The sequence below is a fragment of the Micromonospora sp. HB375 genome (assembly GCF_017872985.1).
In the GTDB taxonomy this organism is placed as follows: domain Bacteria; phylum Actinomycetota; class Actinomycetes; order Mycobacteriales; family Micromonosporaceae; genus Micromonospora; species Micromonospora chalcea.
In genome coordinates this window covers 3,274,436-3,294,261 of the sequence record NZ_JAGGJO010000001.1, presented here as the reverse complement: position 1 = coordinate 3,294,261, position 19,826 = coordinate 3,274,436, and the positions used below count along the sequence as shown (strand labels likewise).

Annotated in this window: 23 protein-coding genes; 8 read left to right on the top strand and 15 right to left on the bottom strand. The window is 75.2% G+C overall.

Translation table 11 applies throughout. The features are described from left to right. Nucleotides 1-72: 72 nt before the first annotated feature. The 5 genes from J3R08_RS15100 to J3R08_RS15080 all read left to right on the top strand — a co-directional run bounded on the left by J3R08_RS15100 (nt 73) and on the right by J3R08_RS15080 (nt 5,106). Nucleotides 73-450, top strand: a complete 378-nt coding sequence (locus J3R08_RS15100; protein ID WP_209961690.1) for a hypothetical protein — start codon at nt 73-75, stop codon at nt 448-450. Nucleotides 451-624: 174 nt separating this feature from the next. Next, complete coding sequence (locus J3R08_RS15095) at nt 625-885, top strand: hypothetical protein (protein WP_030504016.1); 261 nt, start codon at nt 625-627, stop codon at nt 883-885. A 9-nt stretch (nt 886-894) separates the two neighbouring features. After that, complete coding sequence (locus J3R08_RS15090) at nt 895-1,773, top strand: hypothetical protein (protein WP_209961688.1); 879 nt, start codon at nt 895-897, stop codon at nt 1,771-1,773. Beyond that, nucleotides 1,766-4,438, top strand: a complete 2,673-nt coding sequence (locus tag J3R08_RS15085) for an FtsK/SpoIIIE domain-containing protein (RefSeq protein WP_140946524.1) — start codon at nt 1,766-1,768, stop codon at nt 4,436-4,438. Before J3R08_RS15090 ends, J3R08_RS15085 begins: the two co-directional genes overlap by 8 nt. Continuing rightward, nucleotides 4,435-5,106: a hypothetical protein gene (locus J3R08_RS15080; RefSeq protein WP_043324453.1), complete on the top strand. Its 672-nt coding sequence runs from the start codon at nt 4,435-4,437 to the stop codon at nt 5,104-5,106. The genes J3R08_RS15085 and J3R08_RS15080 overlap by 4 nt, the downstream gene beginning before the upstream one ends. A gap of 81 nt (nt 5,107-5,187) precedes the next feature. Here J3R08_RS15080 and J3R08_RS15075 read toward each other — a convergent pair whose 3' ends face one another. Continuing rightward, on the bottom strand, nt 5,188-6,462 hold the full coding sequence (locus J3R08_RS15075; protein WP_209961685.1) for a cupin domain-containing protein: 1,275 nt from the start codon (nt 6,460-6,462) through the stop codon (nt 5,188-5,190). Between the two features lie 3 nt (nt 6,463-6,465). Continuing rightward, nucleotides 6,466-6,768: a hypothetical protein gene (locus J3R08_RS15070; protein ID WP_026268594.1), complete on the bottom strand. Its 303-nt coding sequence runs from the start codon at nt 6,766-6,768 to the stop codon at nt 6,466-6,468. 187 nt (nt 6,769-6,955) lie between these two features. Between J3R08_RS15070 and J3R08_RS15065 the strand changes: the two genes are divergently transcribed. Next, on the top strand, nt 6,956-7,699 hold the full coding sequence (locus J3R08_RS15065; RefSeq protein WP_140946525.1) for a PIG-L deacetylase family protein: 744 nt from the start codon (nt 6,956-6,958) through the stop codon (nt 7,697-7,699). 78 nt (nt 7,700-7,777) lie between these two features. Here the strand turns inward: J3R08_RS15065 and J3R08_RS15060 are convergent, their stop codons facing one another. The 9 genes from J3R08_RS15060 to J3R08_RS15020 form a co-directional block, all read right to left on the bottom strand. Beyond that, nucleotides 7,778-8,206, bottom strand: a complete 429-nt coding sequence (locus J3R08_RS15060) for a DUF2267 domain-containing protein (protein ID WP_209961683.1) — start codon at nt 8,204-8,206, stop codon at nt 7,778-7,780. 296 nt (nt 8,207-8,502) lie between these two features. Further along, nucleotides 8,503-9,372 (bottom strand): DUF72 domain-containing protein, encoded by an 870-nt coding sequence (locus tag J3R08_RS15055; RefSeq protein ID WP_209961681.1) that lies wholly within the window; start codon nt 9,370-9,372, stop codon nt 8,503-8,505. A gap of 47 nt (nt 9,373-9,419) precedes the next feature. Further along, on the bottom strand, nt 9,420-9,818 hold the full coding sequence (locus J3R08_RS15050) for a TraR/DksA C4-type zinc finger protein (RefSeq protein WP_043324464.1): 399 nt from the start codon (nt 9,816-9,818) through the stop codon (nt 9,420-9,422). A 182-nt stretch (nt 9,819-10,000) separates the two neighbouring features. Next, nucleotides 10,001-10,630, bottom strand: coding sequence for a uridine kinase (locus J3R08_RS15045; RefSeq protein ID WP_069089814.1), 630 nt, complete (start codon nt 10,628-10,630; stop codon nt 10,001-10,003). Nucleotides 10,631-10,726: 96 nt separating this feature from the next. Then, nucleotides 10,727-11,332 (bottom strand): winged helix-turn-helix domain-containing protein, encoded by a 606-nt coding sequence (locus J3R08_RS15040; RefSeq protein WP_030504027.1) that lies wholly within the window; start codon nt 11,330-11,332, stop codon nt 10,727-10,729. A 291-nt stretch (nt 11,333-11,623) separates the two neighbouring features. Then, entirely contained in the window at nt 11,624-12,193 is a 570-nt protein-coding gene (locus J3R08_RS15035; RefSeq protein ID WP_043324471.1) for a winged helix-turn-helix domain-containing protein, read from the bottom strand. A gap of 51 nt (nt 12,194-12,244) precedes the next feature. Beyond that, nucleotides 12,245-12,739 carry a rhodanese-like domain-containing protein gene (locus tag J3R08_RS15030; RefSeq protein WP_069089869.1) on the bottom strand — a complete coding sequence of 165 codons (495 nt, stop codon included), beginning with the start codon at nt 12,737-12,739 and terminating at the stop codon, nt 12,245-12,247. A 38-nt stretch (nt 12,740-12,777) separates the two neighbouring features. After that, complete coding sequence (locus J3R08_RS15025; protein ID WP_187694440.1) at nt 12,778-13,230, bottom strand: cysteine dioxygenase family protein; 453 nt, start codon at nt 13,228-13,230, stop codon at nt 12,778-12,780. Nucleotides 13,231-13,336: 106 nt separating this feature from the next. Continuing rightward, nucleotides 13,337-13,714 (bottom strand): hypothetical protein, encoded by a 378-nt coding sequence (locus J3R08_RS15020; RefSeq protein ID WP_064446127.1) that lies wholly within the window; start codon nt 13,712-13,714, stop codon nt 13,337-13,339. A gap of 70 nt (nt 13,715-13,784) precedes the next feature. Between J3R08_RS15020 and J3R08_RS15015 the strand changes: the two genes are divergently transcribed. Further along, nucleotides 13,785-14,177: an ankyrin repeat domain-containing protein gene (locus J3R08_RS15015; protein ID WP_064446128.1), complete on the top strand. Its 393-nt coding sequence runs from the start codon at nt 13,785-13,787 to the stop codon at nt 14,175-14,177. A 47-nt stretch (nt 14,178-14,224) separates the two neighbouring features. Continuing rightward, a complete protein-coding gene (locus J3R08_RS15010) occupies nt 14,225-15,181 on the top strand; it encodes a DUF3500 domain-containing protein (RefSeq protein WP_245255329.1) in 957 nt (318 codons plus the stop codon). Here the strand turns inward: J3R08_RS15010 and J3R08_RS15005 are convergent. The 4 genes from J3R08_RS15005 to secA2 all read right to left on the bottom strand — a co-directional run bounded on the left by J3R08_RS15005 (nt 15,159) and on the right by secA2 (nt 19,747). Next, nucleotides 15,159-15,911, bottom strand: coding sequence for a class I SAM-dependent methyltransferase (locus J3R08_RS15005; RefSeq protein ID WP_209961677.1), 753 nt, complete (start codon nt 15,909-15,911; stop codon nt 15,159-15,161). The genes J3R08_RS15010 and J3R08_RS15005 overlap by 23 nt on opposite strands. A gap of 52 nt (nt 15,912-15,963) precedes the next feature. After that, nucleotides 15,964-16,467, bottom strand: coding sequence for a DUF2231 domain-containing protein (locus J3R08_RS15000; protein WP_064446131.1), 504 nt, complete (start codon nt 16,465-16,467; stop codon nt 15,964-15,966). A 76-nt stretch (nt 16,468-16,543) separates the two neighbouring features. Further along, nucleotides 16,544-17,260, bottom strand: a complete 717-nt coding sequence (locus J3R08_RS14995) for a GAF and ANTAR domain-containing protein (protein ID WP_205796412.1) — start codon at nt 17,258-17,260, stop codon at nt 16,544-16,546. Nucleotides 17,261-17,452: 192 nt separating this feature from the next. Then, nucleotides 17,453-19,747 carry an accessory Sec system translocase SecA2 gene (gene secA2, locus J3R08_RS14990; RefSeq protein WP_043324478.1) on the bottom strand — a complete coding sequence of 765 codons (2,295 nt, stop codon included), beginning with the start codon at nt 19,745-19,747 and terminating at the stop codon, nt 17,453-17,455. Between the last annotated feature and the right edge of the window lie 79 nt (nt 19,748-19,826).

The window sequence follows — 19,826 nt, the reverse complement described above, 5'->3', positions numbered from 1 at the left end:
ACGCGCGGCACGGTCGGCGGTGGCTACCCGGCGGTCGGCGCGACAAACGCGACCGGATGGCAGGCTGAGGGCATGGAGAGCAGACCGCTGCTGGTCGTGGACGGCGCGAACGTGGTGGGCTCGCGCCCGGACGGCTGGTGGCGGGACCGGGCCGGCGCGGCCGCCCGCCTGCGCGACGCGCTGGCGTCCGTCGGGGAGGCGGGCCTGCCGCCGGAGCTACCCCCGCCGGTGCAGGTGGTGCTGGTGGTGGAGGGCGCGGCCCGGCACGTCACCTCGGCGCCCGGCGTCGAGGTGGTGTCCGCGCCCGGCTCCGGCGACGACACGGTGGTGGAGCTGGTGGCCGCCGCGCCGCAGCGGCGGCGGGTGGTGGTCACCGCCGACCGGGAGCTGCGCGAGCGGGTGACCGCGCTCGGCGCGGAGGTACGCGGCCCGTGCTGGCTCGGCCGCTAGATCATCCGGTTCCGTCAACGGGACCGGCGGGCTCGCCGACGGGACCGGCGGCGAGGTCTTCGCGCACGTCAGGGCCACAACCGGACACGCGGGCGACAACCGCCTGAGGGTGGATGCTCGCCCACTCGTTCCGATGGGTTGTAATGGAGATCTCTTTTGCCCCCAGGAGGTTCCGTGGCGAGCGTCGCCGAGCTGAAGGCCGCCATCGATGTCGCGCTCCAGCAGATCGGTGACGGCCAGACAGCGGTGCAGGCAGCGGGCGAGAAGCTGGCCGAGGCACAGCAGACCCTGGCCGGCGCGCTGGAGGGCAGCGGCCACGAGACGGTCGAGGCGGCCCAGGCCTCGCTGACACAGGCCAGCCAGGAGCTGGAGGAGTGTCTCGCCGCGACACTCGTCGCGGTCGAGCAGGCGCAACTCTACGTCGCGACGCTCTGAGGCCGGGCCGTGTCCATCGTCGAGGACATCGGCGCCCAGGTCCGCGCCGCCGCCGAGGACCTGCCGCTGGCACAGCTCGCCGCCGCGCTGGAGAAGCTCGGCCAGGCGCAGGAGCGGCTGCGCTGGGTACGCCAGGAGTCGGCCGACCCGATGGGGGTGCCGGAGCTGTCCTCGGCCACCGAGCACGCCGAAACCGCCGGCTACGCGCTGCGTGTGGCGCAGGAGCAGCTCACCGCGTACCTGGCCGCGATCGGGCTGGCCCCCGACGGCGCGCCGCCGGCCCCGCCGGGCGAGCGGCCACCCAAGCACGACACGCCGCGCGGCGAAGCGCCGCCCGCGCCGGGCGCCGCGCCCGAGCCGGGCGAGCAACCCGCGGTACGGCGCTGGTGGGCGGTACGGGTGGCGGAGCTGACCGGCGGCCGGGAGGGATCGCCCGACGAGCCGGACGAGCGCGTCGGGGACTCCCGGGAGCTGCTGCGCCGGGTGGTCGCCGGGGTCCGCTCCGGTGACCGGGACCGCCTGCACCGTGACCTGCGCGGCGCGCACGCCGACGTGGGGCTGGGGCTGGCCGCGATCGCCCCGCCGCTGCTGCGCGAGCTGGCCGGTGAGCTGCTCGGCCACCCGCCCCGCGCGGACGACCTGCCCCGGCTGCGCGGCGCGCTGGAGTCCCGGGTCCGTGACCTGCTGCCCGGCCTGCCGCGGCCGGTGCTGGACACGCTGCTGACCCGGGTGTGCCGGATGCCCCCGCCGCGCCGCGACGACGACGCGGAGCAGCCGCACGCGGCCGACCCGGCGGTCACCGCCGGCGTGCTCACCGGGGTGCTGCTCGACCGGCTCGGCCGGGACCTGCCGAAGGACACCGACGAACGGGAGACGTCCCGTGGCTGACGTCCGCACGCAACTGGTGACGCGGGTCCGGGGGATGCTCTCCGAGGCGCTGGGCGCCACCCGTACCCGGCTCGCCGCCGCCGAGGCGGAACTGACCGCGAGCCGGGAGCGGCTGGCGCGTACCCGCAAAGCCGCCGCCGCAGTGCCCGCCCGGGTGGGCGCGGCCCGCGACCGGCGCCTGGCCGAGATCGACGCCCGGCACACCGCCCGCCTCGCGGAGCTGGCCCGCCGGGCCGCCGCCGCGGCGCAGCGGGAGGCGCCGGGCGCGGCGTCCGCGCCCTGGGACCGCTGGCAGGCCACCCCCGCCGGCCGGTCCGAGCCACCGGGCGCGTTGCGGGTCGGCACGGTACGCCTCGACGGCGCCGAACCGGTGCCCGCGCTCGTGCCGCTGCTCGACGCCGGGCACGCGCACCTGGCCGGCGGCGACCGGGACGGCCTGGCGGCGGTGGTGCCGGCGCTGCTGCTGCGCTCGGTCGGCCGCGCCGACCCGGGCGCGGTGCGGCTGTACGGCTACGACCCGGAGCACCTGGGCGGCGGGCTGGCCGGGTTCGCCCCGCTCGGCACCGCCGGGCTGCTCACGTTCGTCGGACCGGGTGGCCTGGGCCGGCTGCTGGACGACCTGGTGGAGCAGATCCGCCGGATCAACGCCACGGTGCTGGCCGGTGAGTACGCCTCGCTGCGCGACCTGGCCGCCGCGACCGGACGCCGCCCGGAGCCGTGGCGGGTGGCGGTGCTGCTCGGCGGTGACGAGCTGTCCCGGCACGAGCGCGGCCAGCTCGACCGGGTGGTACGCACCGGCGCCGCGTGCGGCGTGCACCTGGTGGTCCGCGGCATCGAGCTGCCCGACGACCCGACCGTCACCCGGATCGTGGTCGAGCCGGACGACGCCCGGGTGGCCGGGCTGCCGGTGCGGCTCGACGCGCCGCCGCCACCCGCGCTGGTCACCGAGACCTGCCGCACGGTTGCCTCCCGGGTCGCCGCCGGCCCTCCCCCGACGCCGTTCACCGACCTGCTCCCGCCGCCGGACGAGTACTGGCGGGAGGACTCGTCGCACGGGCTCAGCGCGCCGGTCGGCGAGGGCCCGCACGGGCGGCAGGTGCTGCTCACGCTCGGCGACTACCCGCCGCACGCGCTGATCGGCGGCCCGTCCGGCACCGGCAAGACCAATCTGATCTTCGCCTGGATCGGCGCGCTCGCCGCCCGCTACTCCCCCGCCGAGCTGGAGTTCTATCTGCTGGACTTCAAGGAGGGCGTGTCCTTCGCCCGGTTCGCGCAGGGCCGGCGCGACCCCAGCTGGCTGCCGCACATGCGGCTGGTCGGCATCAACGTCAACACCGACCGGGAGTTCGGCCTGGCGCTGCTGCGCTTCCTCGCCGAGGAGCTGCGCCGCCGCGCCGACGCGGCGAAGAAGCACGAGGTCACCAAGCTCGCCGAGCTGCGCGCGGTGGACCCGGACGGGCACTGGCCACGCATCGTGGCCGTGGTGGACGAGTTCCAGGCGCTGCTCGCCGGCCGGGACGTGGTCGCCCGGGAGGCCGCCGACCTGCTGGAGGACCTGGCCCGGCGGGGCCGCTCGCAGGGCATCCACCTGGTGCTCGCCTCGCAGGACGTACGCGGCATCGAGGCGCTGTGGGGGCGGCCCGCGCTGGTCGCCCAGTTCACGCTGCGGATCGCGCTGCCGAAGGCGCTGCGCATCCTGGCCGAGCGCAACGACGCGGCGCAGTCGCTGCCCCGCCACCACGCGGTCATCAACGCCGAGTCGGGCCTGGCCGAGGGGAACGAGGTGGCCCGCATCCCGTCGGCCAGCGACTGGGAGACGTGGAGCGAGCTTCAGCACCGGCTGTGGCGGATGCGCCCGCAGGACGCCGCGCCGGCCCGGCTGTTCGACGGCGACGCGATCCCGAAGCTGGCCGACGCGCCGGACTTCCGCGCGCTGACCGCGCCGGAGCAGGGCGTCCCGCGCAACCCGGTGGCGCTGCTCGGCGAGATCATCGACGTGCAGGCCCGCTCGGCGGCGCTGCGGCTGCCCCGCGCCCCGGGCCGCAACCTGGCGGTGCTGGGCACCCGGGTGGACGAGGCGTGCGCGGTGCTCGACGCCGCCGCCCGCTCGCTGGCCCGGCAGTACCCGCCCGGCGCGGCCCGCTTCTCCATCGCCTGCCTGGACCCGGACGCCGACCCGGCCGCCCGCGCGCTCTACGAGGACCTGGCCGGGGACGCCTCCTGGTACGACGAGGAGACGGTGCCGGAGCTGATGGCCGAGGCAGGTGACGGGCTGGGCGCGCCGGGCGCGTCGCGTACCCCGCACTTCCTGCTGCTGTACGCGGTGGACGCGGCCGCGGCGGCGCTCGCCGGCAAGGCCGGTACGCGCACCGGGCTGGAGCAGCTGCGCCGGATCCTGCACGACGGGCCGGAACGGCGTACGCACGTGCTGGCCTGGTGGCGGGGCGTGGCCCGGATGCGGGCCGACCTGGGCGGCGCGGGCGCGCGCACGGATCAGATCGGCGCCTGGGTGGCGCTCGACGTGCAGGGCGGTGAGCTGGGCTCCTCGCTGTATCCGGGCAGCGGAGGGCCGGACTGGTATCCCCGGCCGTGGCGCGGTCTCTACTTCGACCGGGCGGTGCACCGCACCGGACAGGTGATCATCCCTTATGGTCCGTCCCGATGAACGAACCGGTTACCAGTGAGACGTACAGCGCGCAGATCCGCCGGCTCGCCGAGCTGACCGCCCGGGTGGCCGCCCAGCGGGCCGAGGCGCACACCTGGTACGACCAGCAGGTGGCCGCCGCGGACCGGGCGGTCGCCGAGGCCACCGAGCAGATGCGGCAGGCCGAGACGGAGGTGGCCGAGGCGTCCCGGATGGTCGAACGGGTCGACGGCGAGGTCACTCACCTGTGGACGCAGTTGCGGGCCCGGCTCGGTGTGGGCGCCCGGCGGCTGGGTGACCCGCCCGGCCCGGTACGCGGGGCCGCCGGTGACCCGGTGCCGCTGCTGCGCGCGGTCCGGGACCTGCTGGAGCGCACCGGCGCCCCGGGCGAGCTGCCCGGCTCGGTGAATCCGCTGCTGATCGCCTGCGGCATCGGCGGGGCGCTGGTGGCGTACGCGCTGGGGGTGGCGGCGCGAGCGCTGGCGGCCGGCGCCAGCGGTGACCTGGCGGTGGGTCTGCCGGTGCTGGCGCTGGTGGTGACGCTGCTCGGCCCGGTGATCGGGCTGGCGCCCGCACGGCTGCTGGCCGACCGCCGCCACGCCGTGCTGACCCCACGCCCGATGATCCTGGTGGCCGTCTCCGGCCTGGTGACCACAGTCCTGCTGCTCACGGTGACCTACACCCGCTGACCGCCGCCCGTCAGGCCGGCGATCATGAGGTTGGCGGCGCGACACGCCGTCGCGCCGCCGGTCAACCTCATGATCATCGGGTCAGGCGGGAACCAGGACTGCCTCCTTGAGCAGCCGGCGGGCCAGCACCAGGCGGTCGGCGTCGTCGTCGAGGCCGGGCAGGTCGCCGACCCTCGTCACCTCGCCGGTGAGCAGCGCGCGCAGCGCCGCCTCGCAGGTGCCGGGCAGAGTGAGCGTGCGGTCGGGCACGCGCAGCGTCACCCGTCCGTCGGCGGCCGGGGTGAGCTGCCAGCGCAGGCCGCCGCGCACCGCGACCTCGCTGTCCGCGCTCAGCCGGGCCAGCGCCTCGGCCTGGGCCAGCGGCCGGATCGGCGCCGGGCGGGCGGCCGGCCAGACCCGGGCACGCAGCCGGCCGGCCACCGCCGCCGGGTCGGCCCGCAGCAGCCAGTCGCGCAGCGCCTCGACGGTCTCGGTCAGCTCCGGCTCGATCGCGTCCGGGTCGGCCAGGTCCAGCCCGAACGGCAGGCTCGCGCGCAGCCGCGCGTCCTCGGCGGCCAGCGCGAGCAGTTCCTCGACCACCGCGTACCGGGTCAGCGCCCGGATGCCCACGGTCAGGTGCAGCGAGCTGGACTCCTGCGCCTGGGCGCTGTGCAGCCAGCCGCGCGGCAGGTAGAGCGCGTCGCCCGGAGAGAGCACCACGTCCAGCTCGGGGCGTCCTTCGGCGGTCGCGGAGACCTCGTCGGCCCGGCCGCCCCAGGGCTGGCGCTCCAGCGGGTCGGCCAGCACCGGCGGGTGGATGCGCCAGTGCTTGCGTCCGTCGACCTGGAGCACGAACACGTCGTGGGTGTCGTAGTGAGTGGCGAAGCCCTGGCTGCCCGCCGGGGTCAGGTAGGCGTTCACCTGCAACGGCTGGGCCAGCGCGGCGCCCAGGTCGCGGGCGAAGTCGACGATCGCCGGCCAGGTGCGGTGCAGGCCCTGCAGCACCAGCGTCGCGCCGTCGGCGTAGAGCGCCAGCACCTTCTCGTCGAGGACCTGGTCGCCGATCTCGGCGCCCGCGCCACCGCCGCCGGTGTACCGCGCCGCCGGCACGAGCCGGCCGTCCTTGGCGACCCGCAGGAACGGGGTACGCAGGCCGCGGCGGCTGAGCAGCTCGTCGGCGTCGGCGGGGCTGAGCAGGTCGGTGAAGCCGTCCGGGCTGGGCAGCTCCGCGGCGCGGGACAGCAGCGGGCTTCGCCCCCAGTGGTCGGCGGCGAACTTGGCCGGCTCCACCGCGACGCACCGGGCAAGCGCCTCGGCGGCGGAAAGCGGAACCGCCGGGCGGCCGTGGCCACCCGGCGGGTCGACGTGCGTGCTCATGTGTCAGGCGCTGCCGTCGGCGCCGCCGTCGTGCTGACCCGGAGTCGCGCCACCGTCGGCCGGGCCCTCCGCGCTGCCGTCGGCGCCACCGTCGTGCTGACCCGGAGTCGCGCCGCCGTCGGCGGGACCCTCGGCGCCGCCGTCCGCGCCACCGTCGTGCTGACCCGGAGTCGCGCCGCCGTCGGCGGGACCCTCGGCGCCGCCGTCCGCGCCACCGTCGTGCTGACCCGGGGTGGCACCGCCGTCAGCGGGGCCCTCCAGGCCGCTGCCACCGCTGCTCTGGATGTCGTCGTCGTTCAATGCCATGGGTGCTCCCTCGGTGTGCCGCCCCGCGTGGTGCCGGGGTCCGTGTGCAGCGGGTGGTACCCCACGCCCGATCTTCTCTAACCACACCGTAGACGCCCGGACACCGTCGTACGGACGGTTCGCGGGGCAAGCGTCCGGGACCGGCGGATGCCAGGATGGCGGGAGGACGACGTGCGAGGAGGTCCACGTGACGCAGCCGGAGCCGCTCACCCCACTGGCCGAGGACTGGCAGCGGGCGCTCGCAGTGGTGGCGCACCCCGACGACCTGGAGTTCGGCGCCGCCGCCGCGGTGGCGCGCTGGACCGCCCAGGGCAAGGAGGTCGTCTACTGCCTGCTGACCAGCGGCGAGGCGGGCATCGACGGGATGTCGCCGGAGCGCGCCCGGGTGGTACGCGAAGAGGAGCAGCGCGCCTCCGCCGCCGTGGTCGGGGTGTCCGTGGTCGAGTTCCTCGGCCTGCCCGACGGGCTGCTGGAATACGGCGTGCCGCTGCGCCGCGCCATCGCCGCTGTGGTGCGCCGGTACCGGCCGGACGTGGTGCTGACGAACAACTTCCGGGAGACCTGGGACGGGGCGTACGCGCTGAACCAGGCCGACCACATCGCCTGCGGCCGGGCCACGCTGGACGCGGTCCGCGACGCCGGCAACCGGTGGATCTTCCCGGAGCAGCTCACCGACGGCATCCAGCCGTGGTCGCGGGTCCGCGAGGTGTGGGCGGCCGGGTCGCCGGCCGCCCGGCACGGGGTGGACGTGACCGACACGTTCGACAAGGGCGTGGCGTCGCTGCGGGCGCACGGGGCGTACCTGACCGGACTCGGCGACGGCGGTTTCGACGCCGAGGAGTTCCTGGAGGGCATGGCCCGCCCGGCCGGGCGCCGGCTCGGCGCGCGGTTCGGCGCGACGTTCGAGGTGTTCCAGATCAACCTTCAGTAGGGGCGCGGCGATGTTCCTGGTCGGGACGCCGTCGGCCCGCCCCGCCGAGGGGGCGGGACGGACCGGGCCAGCGCCGGGTCAGGGAATGAGCTGACGCAGATCCTTCGGCATGGTGGACTTCACGTCCTCCCACTCGCCCTGGGTGACGTGCCGGCGCAACGTGTCCAGCACGACCTGCACCACCCGCTGCGCGCCGCCCTCGACGTCGTACGGGAAGCCCTGGCGCACCTCGTACAGGAAGTCGTCGCGGTTCAGCTTGATCGGCACGTTCTCCGGCTGCCAGCCGTCGAAGTAGACGCCCCGCACCAGCACCGGCAACTGCTGGGCGAACTCGACGCTCTCCTGCACCGGCATCCGGTCCCGCAGCAGGTGCAGCACCGTACGCAACGCGGCGTAGGACTGGTTGCGCTGCTCCTTGGGCCAGCCGTACGCGGACTCGATCTCCTTGAGGATCACGTTCGTCTTGTCCAGCGAGGACTCGAACGCGGACAACATCTGTTCGGCCATCGGGATCACCCCCGTGCGTCGGTCTCCCAGCGTCGGTCTTCGGCGCGGCGCGGCGGTCCGCTGGGCCCCCGCCACAACCGGGTCGGACGGAACCGGCCGGGCCGTTCGGCCCGCCGAGGCGCCTCGGAGCTGCCGACCACGTGCAGTACGCCACCGCGGCGTCGATCCGCCACCACCCGTACCGTCATGACCCACCTCCTCGTCGCGGCGCCTCCGCCCGGCCGGCGGAGCGCGTCCACGGTCATGCTGCGTCGCGGACGGGTGAGCCGGCCTCACCCGGAGCGGGTGAGGCCGGCTCAGGCGTCCAGCAGACCGGCGAGGGTACGGGCGTTGCGCTGCGCGTTGTCCCGGTAGCAGTTGTTCATCAGGGCGTGTGTCTGCTCGGCCTCGCCGGCCAGCTCGCGCAGTTTCGGCGCCCAGTCGCGCAGCTCCCGCTTCGAGTAGTCGTAGCCGAACTTCTCGTGGATGTCCTTGCTGGTCCACTTGTCGCTGTGCCCGTGGAAGCGGACCATCGCGAGGTCCGCGGTGGCGGCCAGCACCGGCGGGACGGACGACTTGTGTCCCTGCGGCATGTCCACGCAGACGAACGGCAGCGCGTGCTCACGCAGGAAGCCCAGCGTCTCCTCGGCGTTGTCGCCGTCGAACCAGGAGGCGTGCCGGAACTCGAAGACCGGGCGCAACGGCGCGCACCGGCGGGCCACCTCCAGCAGGTACTGCTTGTTGTCCCGCTTGATGGTGAACCAGGGCGGGAACTGGAACAGCAGCGCGCCCAGCTTGCCCGCCTCGACGAGCGGGTCCAGGGCGGACAGGAACCGCGTCCACACCTCCTCGTACGCCTGCGCGGGCAGGTCGTCCGGGTAGACGTTGCGCTTGTCCGTGTCCGGGCGCAGGTCCTTGTAGAGCGCGGAGACGCGGGTGGGGTGGCCGGTCAGCAGGCTGAACGCCTTGACGTTGAACGTGAACCCGGCCGGGGTGCGTTCGGCCCACAGCCGGGCGGTGCGCTCGGCCGGCGGCGAGTAGTAGGTGGCGTCCACCTCGACCAGCGGGAACTGCCGGGCGTAGTAGGACAGCCGGCGCTCCGGCGTGTCGGCGCTGTCCGGATACCAGCCGGAGTCGAGCAGCGTCCGGTCGGTCCACGAGGCGGTGCCCACCTTGATCTCACCCATGGCAGGAGTTCATCGCGTCGGCGGACCGACCGGCAACCGCATCGGCGTCAGGCCGCCCGCCGCTCCCGGGTCTGCTTGCAGGCCACGCAGGAGGTGGCGGACGGGAAGATCTCCAACCGCTCCACCGGGATCGGGGCGGTGCAGCCCTCGCAGAAGCCGTAGGTGCCCTCGTCCAGGCGGGTCAGCGCGTGCTCGAACTGCGCCCGCCGGTCCAGGATGGTGCGCAGCAGCGACTGCGCGGTGTCCCGCTCGGCGGTCTTGGTGCCGCTGTCGGCCTGGTCGTCGCCGGCGGTGTCGCCGACCTCGACCAGCCGCAGCACGTGGCTCTGCGCCAGCGTCTGCTCGTACTCGGCGGTCAGCTCGTCGTACCGCGACCGCAGGGACTGCCGGATCTGGTCGACCTCCGCCTGGGAGCGGCCGGTGGCTGTCGTGTCGTGGACGAGCATCGCTGCCTGCCTTCCTACGTCCTCATACCGGACCGGGGCGGCCAGCGCCCCGGACCCCGGTCCGACTGTGGATGCGCGGGCGACGAGATCACCCGTGCTCTGTGAGCCGGGCGATTACCCCCGCCCACGGCGGGCCAAACCGGCTGTTTCCTGAGTGTTTCCGGTGAGTCCGTAGCCGCTGGTCAGGCCGCCTCGACCAGCGCGGGGCGGCGCGGGTCGTCGGCCCGGACCACCACGTCGGCGAAGGACGCGGGGTCGACCTCGTCGGCGTAGCGGGCGAAGGCGGGCAGCGTCCAGCGCAGCGCCGGGTCGGTACGCCGGTCCAGCGCCGCCGGGGACAGCACGAGGTGGACCGTGACGTCGAACGGCAACGCGCCGCCGAGCAGCAGCGCGCCGCTGACCACTACCACCCCGCCGGGCGGCAGATCCACGTACGCGGCCCGGCTGGCCCGATCGGCGGCGGCGTCCCAGAGCGACGGCAGCAGCCGGCCTGAGCCGTCGGGGCCGGCCGGGTCGAGCACCTCGCGGCGCAGTCCGGGTTCGTCGAGCCAGCCCTCGTAGTACGCGTCGGGGTTGGTGCGGCCGTGCTCCAGGCGGACCGAGGCGGGGCGGAGGAAGTCGTCGGCGCGTACGTGCAGCACCGGCCGGCCGGCGGCGCGCAGCGGGGCGACGAGGGCTTCGGCGAGCGTGTCCGGTGCGGCGGCGGGCGGGCCGTCCACGGCGACCCGCAGCCGGCCGGGCGTCCCGGTGCGGGCGAGACGCCCGGCCAGCTCGGTGACGAGCCGGTCGGGGCTGATCGGGCGCACACGCATCGGACCATCGTGCCGCGCGGGCGGGCGGGTCACCACCTGATCCCTCCGGGCGGTCGGGGCTCCGTCCGGCGGCGATCGGCGCGTGGGTGTCCCGGGTCAGCCGGTGCGGTCGATGGTGACGCGGGCGTCGTCGGCGAGCCGGTAGCCGACGCCGTAGACGGTGGTGACCAGCGGGACGTCCACGCCGACCTTGCCGCGCAGCCGGCGGACGTGCACGTCGACGGTGCGGACGCCGGCGTGCTCGTACCCCCAGACCGCGTTCAGCAGTTGCAGGCGGGTGAACACCCGGCGGGGGTGGGCGACCAGGTGCAGCAGCAGGTCGAACTCCAGCCGGGTCAGCGGCAGCGGCTCGCCGTCGCGCAGCACCGACCGGGACGAGGCCAGGATGTGCAGGGTCGGGATGGTCGGGGCGAGCGGCCGGGACGGCGCGCGGCCGGCCGGGACGGCGTCGGGCCGGCGCTCGGCCGGAACCGCGGCGCTGACCACCGCGTCGCCGCGTTCGAGCATCTCGCGGGCGGCGTCGAGCAGCCGGCGCGCGGCCGGGGTGAGCGACTCCTCACAGGCCAGTGGGATGTTCAGGGTGACGGTGAGCATGGGCGCGGCGGTGTTGGCGGGACGACGCTGGCCGCCGGGGGGACGACCGGGGACCGCGGGTTGGGACGTATGCCATCCGGCGCGCGACGAGGCGGGGCTGACCGACATGGTCCTCCTTGGGCTGGTCCGGGTATCTCCCCACGGCCCGGGACGCCGCCTCATCGATGCTTCCCGGCGTCTCTGCGAGGGTCAAGAGGCGGCTGCGTTGCATGAATGTGACATTTGACGAACACATCGGAGCCGTGCGCTCGCTCTGCGTGCGAGGCCCGTTGATTACAGCAGAGCGTCGTTTCGGGCTGGTACGGGGGGTCTCCCCGGCGGTTCACAATGGCGGATGCGTCCTGAACGTGAACGCGGCGCACCCGGTTCTCCGGGTGCGCCGCGTGCGGGAAGGGCGGGTCAGGCGTCGCGGTCCACGGTGATCGCGGCGTCGTCGGCGAGGCGGTAGCCGACGCCGTAGACGGTGGTGACCAGCGGCGTGTCCGGCCCGAACTTGGCCCGCAGCCGGCGGACGTGGACGTCGACGGTGCGGGCCACGGCGTGCTCGTAGCCCCAGACGTTGGCGAGCAGTTGCAGCCGGGTGAACACCCGGCGCGGGTGCTCGGCGAGGAAGAGCAGCAGGTCGTACTCGATGCGGGTGAGCGTGATCTCGGTGTCGCCGAGCCGGACCCGGCGGGTGCCGGTGAGGATGCGCACGCCGCCGCCGGCCGGTGGCGGTGGCGCGGCGGCGGCGCGGCGCAGGTCGAGCACGGTACGGGCGGCCCGGTGCTCGTCCGGGCTCACCAGCGCCTCGCCGGAGGCGGCGAGCTCGTCCAGCAGCTCGGCCAGGCGGGCCAGGCCCGGCGTCAGTGGGCCGGCGCCCAGGTCGAGGGTGATGGTCACGGTCGGCGCGGTACGCGGCCGGGGCGGCACTGCCCGGTCGGGGCGGCCCGATCGGGCCGGACGGGTGGTGAGGGCGACGACGGACATGGGAGCCTCCTGTGCGGGCGGTCGCCCCGCCCCGCCGGTGTGGCGGGACGGTCAGCGGAGCGCCCCACCGGCGGTGACCGGGGGCGCGGCGGACGAGGGTCGGGTCGGCGGGGTGGGACCGAGCGTGGGCAGGCCGGCGATGTGCCAGGCGGCGAAGCCGCCGACGACGTCGGTGGCCTTGTGCAGGCCGATGTCCTGGAGCGCGGCGGCGGCCAGCGACGAGGTGTAGCCCTCCTGACAGAGCACGATCACCGGCACGTCGTAGTCGACCGCCTGCGGCAGCCGGGCCGCGCAGCGCGGGTCGAAGCGCCACTCCAGCACGTTGCGCTCGACGACGAGCGCGCCCGGCACGGTGCCCTGTGCGGCGCGCTGGGCGGCCGGGCGGATGTCCACCAGCAGCGCCCCGGCCCGGCACGCCAGGTGCGCCTGCTCCGGGTCGAGGCGGCGCAGGCGGGCCCGGGCGGCGGCGAGGATCTCGTCGATGCCCCGCGAGCCCGGCGGCGGAGCCGGACAGCGCTCGGTTGCGGTGGTGGGGATCTGCGCCATCGTGGCGTCCTTCCGTTCGTCGGGGTTGCGGGGGTGGGTCACCAGGCCACGCCGGCCTCGGCCACCTCGGCGACCCGGAGCCGGCCGGCGACGAGGCGGTAGCGGGTCATCCGGGTCAGCGCCGGCCGGTAGACGTGCACGCTCACGGCGGGCTGGTCGCCGTGGTTGGTGACCTGGTGCACGTGCCGTACGCCGAAGCGCCGCCCGGCGCCGGCGGCGAGCCGGTGCGGGCGCAGCCGCGCGCCGCTGACCGTCTCCTCGGTGAGCACGCCGGCCACGACCAGGAACGCGCCGGCGCTGCCGCCGTGGTCGTGCAGGCCGGTGCCCTGTCCGGGCAGCCAGCTCAGCGCCCACACCTCGTGCTCGTCGCCGGCGTCCAGGCGGGCGTACCACCGCTCGGACGCGTCGAAGCACAGCGGCACCGGCCAGCCGTCCGGGTCGGCCCAGCGGGCGGCGACGGCGAGCAGATCGGCGTAAGCGGTGCTGGTCATCGGCGGGACGTCCTCACGGTGCGGAGCGGATGTACCCGCACAGCTTAGACGGCAAAGCCTATCGGTTAAGTAGGTAATACCAGATGCTGGGACGCCGGCTCGCGGCTCAGCGCAGGACCGGCGGATCCACCTTGTAACCGGGCACCGACGGCCAGCGGACGGTGAGCACCGTGGACTCCCGCTCGGCGTACCAGGAGTGGTCCACGCCCCGGCCCCACACCACGTAGTCACCGGGCGCGCGCAACACCACCGTGCGGTCCGGCAGCTCGATCCGGAACGCGCCGCTGATCAGCACCAGCAGGGCGGTACGTCGCTCACCCGTGGCCCACCGGGACCGGCTCTCCCCCGCCGGGTGCACGCCCCACTTCACCTCGACGTCGGTGCTGTGCCGCACGTCCCCGGCCGGCTTGAAGTGGCCCAGCAGCCAGCCCGCGTCGGTCGCGCCGTCCACCGCCGCGTTGCCCACGTACACCCGATCGTCCATGCGCGCGCCTCCCGTGCCCGGCTGCGCAAGCTACCAGGCGCGTCCGGCCGCGACGCCATAGCCTGGGCGGATGCCCGACGAACTCGACGACGAGACCATCGCCTTCGCCCACCGGATGTTCGACCTGGCCCGGGCCGGCGCCACCGAGGAACTGGCCGCCAACGTGGACGCCGGGCTGCCGGTCAACCTCACCAACGCCAAGGGCGACACGCTGCTGATCCTCGCCGCGTACCACGCCCACCCGGACACGGTGGCCGCGCTGCTGGCCCGGGGCGCCGACCCGGCCCGGGTGAACGACAGGGGGCAGACCGCGCTCGCCGCGGCGGTGTTCCGGCGTCAGGAGGCGGCGGTCCGCGCGCTGCTGGACGCCGGCGCCGACCCGGACCACGGCGGCCCGTCGGCGGTCGAGACCGCCCGGTTCTTCGAGCTGCCGGACATGCTGGCGCTGCTGCGCCGCGAGTGAGCCCCAGGCGGTATACAGAGACGGTGGAGGATCCCGTACCCGAGCAGATGCGCGCGGCCGCGGCGGCGTTCCTGGCCGCGCTGGACGAGCCGGCCCGCGACGCCGCCCGGCACGCCTTCGACGACGAGCCGGCCCGGCGCTGGCTGGAGTACCGGCCGCGGCCCCGGCCCGGCGTCGCGCTCACCGGCCTGGACGTCGACGCCCGCAAGGCCGCCCACCGGCTGCTCGCCACCGCGCTCAGCCCGGCCGCGTACGCGCAGGCCATGACCGTGATGGCGCTGGAGGAGGTGCTGGACCGGGCCGAGGACTGGCGGCGCGGACGGCACAGCGGCGACTACTGGGTGGCCGTCTTCGGCGACCCGGACCGCGACGACGACTGGGCCTGGCGGTTCGAGGGACACCACCTGTCGGTGAGCATGACCGTCGCCGACGACCGGGTCTCCCCCGCGCCGGTCTTCCTCGGCGCGAACCCGGCCACCGTCCGGCACGCCGGCCGCCCGGTGACCCGGCCGCTCGGCCCGGAGGAGGACCTGGCCCGCGAGCTGCTCGACGCGCTCGGTCCGGGCGGCCGGTCCGCCGCGATCATCGCCGACGAGGCGCCCACCGACATCATCAGCGCCACCCGGGCCACCGCCCCCGGCCGGCTCGACCCGCCCGGCGTACCCCGGGGGCGGCTGCGGCCGACCGGCCGGGCGCTGCTGGACCGGCTGGTCGCGCTCTACCTGGACCGGCTCCCGCCGGAACTGGCGGCCCGGGAGGCCGACCGGCTCGACGGCGGCGAGCTGCACTTCGCCTGGGCCGGGCCGGTCGAGCCGGGCCGACGGCACTACTACCGGGTGCAGGGCGAGGACCTGCTGATCGAGTACGACAACACCACCGACGACGGCAACCACGCGCACACCGTGCTGCGCCGCCCGGCCGGTGACTTCGGCGCCGACGTGCTGGCCGCGCACCACGCCGCCGCCCACCGGCCCGGCCCGCTCAGCCCCGGCGCGCCTCGATGAGGAAACGGCGGGCGTACGCGACGAACGGTCCGTCGGCGCGGATCCGCTCGTCCAGGCGGCGCAGCTCGTCGGTGTAGCGGCCGACGGTGAAGCCGGGCACCGTCCAGACCACCTTGCGCAGGAACCAGACCACCGCGCCGATGTCGTGGAAGACGGCACGCAGCGTGGCCTCGCGCAGGTCGACCACCGTCAGCCCGGCGGCCCGCGCGTCGGCGACCGCCACCTCCGGGTGGCGGTGCTCCGGCGGCGGCAGCGGCCCGAGGATCGCCTCGCTCAGCTCCCGCACCGTGCCGGGGCCGATCTGCTGGGACAGGTAGGCGCCGCCGGGCCGCAGCACCCGGGCCACCTCGTCCCACCAGGTGTGCACCGGGTGACGGCTCACCACCAGGTCGAACGTGGCGTCCCGGAACGGCAGCGGCGGGCGGTCGCCCACCCGCACCACTGTCGCGCCGAGCGGGCGAAGGTTGCGCCGGGCCACCGGCACGTTCGGCGGCCACGCCTCGGTGGCGACCAGCAGCGGCGGCGGCGCGGGCACCTCGGCCAGCACCTCTCCCCCGCCGGTGTCGATGTCCAGCGCCGCCTTCACGGCGGCCATCCGCTCGCCGACCAGTCGCGCGTACCCCCAGGGCGGGCGCTCCTCGGTGGCGCGGCCGCGCAGCCAGTCGAAGCCCCAGCCCTCGACCGGCGCCGCCTCGGCTTCGGCTACCAGTTCCTCGAACGTCCCGACCATGCCCGCGAGCCTGCCGCTCCGCGCCGACCGCGGCAACGGAATTCGGCCGGCGTCAGTACGGGCGCGGGCGGGCGATCTCGACTGTGGAACCGGCGGGCACCTCGGCGAACGGCTCAAACCCGGCCGGCTCGGTGACCCGGTCGAACTGCTGCATCAGCCGCGCGCCCAGGGCCACGCCGACCGCGCCGACGGCGAGCGCCACGAGTTCCGCGGCGAGCAGGACACCGGTCGCGCCCCGCTGCGGCGCGCTCGCCCGGATCAGGCAGGAGAGCAGGAACAGCGCCGCCATCACGGCGTTGACGAGGTTGAACATCAGCACCGTCCGGCTGGTCCGGCCGGCCCGCACGTCCCACAGGTCGACCATTCCGGCGACGGTGGTGAGCCCGGCCGCGACGAGCGCGGCCACCGCGGTCCAGTAGCCCACCTCACCGAGGAACGCCGGACCGCCCGCCACGTCGGCCAGGTCGAAGACCGCGGCACAGACGAACAGGCCGAACGGGAACGTCACCAGCATCGGTTGGATGGGGTGCCCCTGCACCCGTAGACGGCTCTGCATCGCTTCCTCCCCAGGTCCGCGCAGCTCACCAGTCCAGAGTGCTACCCGAGGCGCCGCGGGGTGAAACGACTGTCGCTCAGTTGTCCCGGGGCCGGGAGACGGTCAGCACGAGCCGCTCGGCGACCTCGCGCAGCGGGATGTCCAGCGAGGACGCCGCGCTGCGCAGCACCCGCAGGGCCTCCGGGGCGGGACAGCCGCGCTGTGTCATGATCACGCCGACGGCCTGCCCGACCACCCCCTCGGCCAGCAGCGTGTCGTCGAGCTGACCGGCGCGGGTGGCCGCCCGCTCGCGGTCGCGCGCGGCGGCCAGCAGCAGCCCGGCGTGCTCGGCCAGGAGCATCGCGGTGAGCTGGTGCCGGGGCGTCAGCGCGTCGGGCGAGTCGGCGTAGAGGTTGATCGCGCCGATGACCTGTTCGTCGATGTCGACCGGCGCGGAGATCACCCCGTGCACCCCCAGGGCGCGGGCCCGCTCGTTCCAGACCGGCCAGCGCGGGTCGCCGGACAGCCCGCCCGCGGTGATCATCTCCCGGCGGCGGATCGCGGTCATCGCGGGCGTGTCCGGGCCGTGCCGCAGGTCGTCCAGCTCGGCCCGCTCCGGATCGGAGGCGGCCACGCCGGCGGGCTCACCGGCGCGCAGCGCGGTGAAGCCGCAGCTGTCCACGGCCGGTACGGCGTCGCGGGCGATGCGGACCAGGCGGTCCAGCGCCTCGTCGAACCCGGCCGCGCCGATCAGTCCGGCGGTCAGCTCGCGCAGCAGCGCGGCGGTCTCCAGCACACCAAGGTTGTCGATCATGGGTTGGCGCGTGTCGAGGTTCACCGGGCCGTGGCCTCCACCGTCCACCCGATGTCCCCGCTCGGCGCCGTTGCCTGTCCCATGTCCGTCCCTCCTGTGGCCGGGCCTCGGCCTACTACCCTCCCAGACCGCGGGCGAAACCGCGCAAAAAGGCCCCTCCCGGTCGCGCCGGGAAGGGCCTTTCCGCGCGGGTCAGCGCGACCCGGAGATGAGCCGCCGGCCCACCGAGGCGATCAGCCGGTCCAGCTCCGAGCCGAACGGGTTGTCGTGCACGAGGTACGTCCAGGTGGCGCTCGGCCGCACCAGCTTCGACGAGTCCGGCTCCCAGCCCTCGTCGAACTCGGTCTCCTCGAACGTGGCCACGGTCCGCGTCTCGATCTCTGGCACCAGCGCGTTGAACGCCGGCACCGCGCTGCGGTGGAACTCGTCGAGCGGGTCGAGCCGGCCCAGCGCCCGCAGGTGCACGCCCTCGCGGACCTCGGACAGCTCGGCCAGGTGGTCGGCCCAGAGCCGGTCCAGGTGGTAGAGGGCGATCTTGCGGGCCACGTCGGCGAGCAGGTCCTCGTCCATCTCGCCGGCCTTCTCCGGCACCCGCTCCAGCAGCATCAGCGCGGCGATGTCGCTGGTCAGCAGCCGCTCCCGGCGCTCGGCGAGCGCCTTGCGCTGCTGCTCGATCACCTGGCTGTAGCGCCACGTGTTGCGGTGGATCTCGTGGTTGACGCCCTCGGCGACGCGCTGGGCGTGCTCCACCGCGTAGTCGACCTGCGGGTCGGTGACCAGGCCGTCGGCGTTCATCCGGGGCGAGGCCGGCACGGTGTCGCCGGCGTGCCGGACCACCAGGTCGTCCTCCAGGCTGACGAAGAACACCGACCCGCCCGGGTCGCCCTGCCGCCCGGCCCGGCCGCGGAGCTGGTCGTCGACCCGGCGGCTGTCGTGCCGGCCGCTGCCGATCACGTAGAGACCGCCCAGCTCGGCCACCCGGTCCCGGTCGGCCTGGTCGCTGCCGCCCAGCCGGATGTCGACGCCCCGGCCGGCCATCTGCGTGGAGACCGTCACCGCGCCGTACGCGCCGGCCTCCGCGATGATCCCGGCCTCCTCGTCGTCGTTCTTGGCGTTGAGCACCACGCACGACACGCCGGCGGCGTTCAGCGCGGCGGCCAGCCCCTCGGACTCCTTGACGTCGAGCGTGCCGACCAGCACCGGCCGCCCCGCCTCGTGGCAGCGCGTGATCTCGTCGACCAGCGCCTCCTCCTTCTCGGCGCGGGTGGCGTAGATGCGGTCCGGCTCGTCCTCGCGGACGCAGGGGGTGTTCGGCGGGATCACCGCGACCTCGAGGCCGAAGAACTCGCGGAGCTGGTCGCCGACGAGCACCGCGGTCGCTGTCATCCCGCAGACCGTCGGGTAGAGCGCGATGTACGCCTGCACGGTGATCGTGCCCAGCACCTCGCCCTCGGCGGTGGCGTCCAGGCCCTCCTTCGCCTCGACCGCGGCCTGCAGCCCGTCGGGCCAGCGGCGGCGCTGGGCGACCCGGCCGCGCATCTCGTCGATCAGCTCGACCGAGTCGTCCCGGACGATGTAGTCCACGTCGCGGTGCAGCAGGGCGTGCGCGTGCAGCGCCACGTTCACCGCGGAGAGCTGCCCGACGTGCTCCTCGTCGTACAGGTCGATGCCGCCGAGCTTGGCCTCGACGGTGGCCAGGCCGACCGAGGTGAAGGCGACGCTGCGGCCGTCCTCGGCGACCGTGTAGTGCTTGCCCTTGCGCAGCCCGCGTACGAGCGCGGCGGCGGCGTGCACCGGGTCCTGCTCGCCGCCGACCGCCCCGGCCAGCACCATCGGCACCCGGGCCTCGTCGATCAGGATCGAGTCGGCCTCGTCCACGATCGCGGTCTTCAGCGGCGGCTGCACCCGGTCGGCCAGGTCGGTGACGAGCTGGTCGCGCAGGAAGTCGAAGCCGGCCTCGCTGACCGAGACGTAGGTGACGTCGCAGGCGTACGCGGCGCGCCGCTCGTCGGGCGTGGACGCCTCGTTGACCCAGCCGACGCTGAGCCCGAGCAGGTCGTAGACCGGCGTCATCCACTCGGCGTCGCGGCGGGCCAGGTAGTCGTTGACGGTGAGCACGTGCACCGGGCCGTTGCCCAGCCGCACGTGGCCGTACGCGGCGACGGTCGCGGTGAGCGTCTTGCCCTCACCGGTGGCCATCTCGGCGACCTTGCCGGACAGCAGCGCCATCGCGCCGAGCAGCTGCACGTCGTAGGGGCGCTGGTCGAGCCCGCGCCGGGCCGCCTCGCGCCCGATCGCGCAGATCTCCTCGTACCCCGACGCCTGGCCGGCGGCCTCGGTCAGCTCGGCGTCGGAGAGCTTCTCCAGGTCAGCCTCGCGCGCCTCGATCGCCGGCAGCAGCTTCTCCAGCGGAGCCAGGTCGACAGTCGTCCCCGGGCGCTGGAGGAACCGGCGGAACCTGGTCTTCAACCGTTGCGACACACCCATGAGCGGCAACGGTACGCGAACCGGAGCCGATTGTGACCCCCGCCCGCCGCGCGCCGGGTTCCGCCCGCCCCGTCCGCTT